Origin of the sequence: Stenotrophomonas sp. A3_2 (genome assembly GCF_036624925.1) — a bacterium.
Taxonomy (GTDB): domain Bacteria; phylum Pseudomonadota; class Gammaproteobacteria; order Xanthomonadales; family Xanthomonadaceae; genus Stenotrophomonas; species Stenotrophomonas hibiscicola.
Genome location: NZ_JAZKVY010000140.1, coordinates 1 through 417, shown reverse-complemented (window position 1 = coordinate 417; position 417 = coordinate 1). Strand labels below are relative to the sequence as shown.

The following is a 417-nucleotide window of genomic DNA, read 5'->3' as shown; positions in this document are numbered from 1 at the left end:
CTGCACGACTGCCTTGGCGGTAAAATCATAGGTGCCATCGCCCTTGATCCACGGCCCGTCGCGATAGGCGCCGCCGCCAAAGGGATCGACCCGGCACGCCCAGATATAGCCAACCCGTGGCGCTTTTGAGAGGTGGCCATCGCCGATCGGCAAATGGTGCAGGTCAACCTCATGCGCCGCAACCGGCAGCGCCGCGAGGGCAAGCGACCCGATCGCCAGCGTCGCGTGCGCCCTCACGCCTCCAGCTCGACGTCCCAATAGAGCCAGTCGCGCCAGGTTTCGTGGAGGTAATTGGGCGGGAAGCGGCGGCCATGTTCCTGCAGCTGCCAGCTGGTCGGGCGGATCGGTGCATAGGGCAGCGGCATGCCGGCCTGTTTGGGGGTGCGGCCACCTTTTTTGAGGTTGCAGGGCGCGCAG

2 pseudogenes are annotated in these 417 nt (G+C 66.2%); both read right to left on the bottom strand.

Annotated elements, in window-relative coordinates:
- A pseudogene (locus R5H29_RS03930) lies at positions 1-237 on the bottom strand (hypothetical protein); the annotation flags it as partial.
- Positions 234-417, bottom strand: a pseudogene (locus tag R5H29_RS03925) (HNH endonuclease); the annotation flags it as partial. The pseudogenes R5H29_RS03930 and R5H29_RS03925, both read right to left, overlap by 4 nt.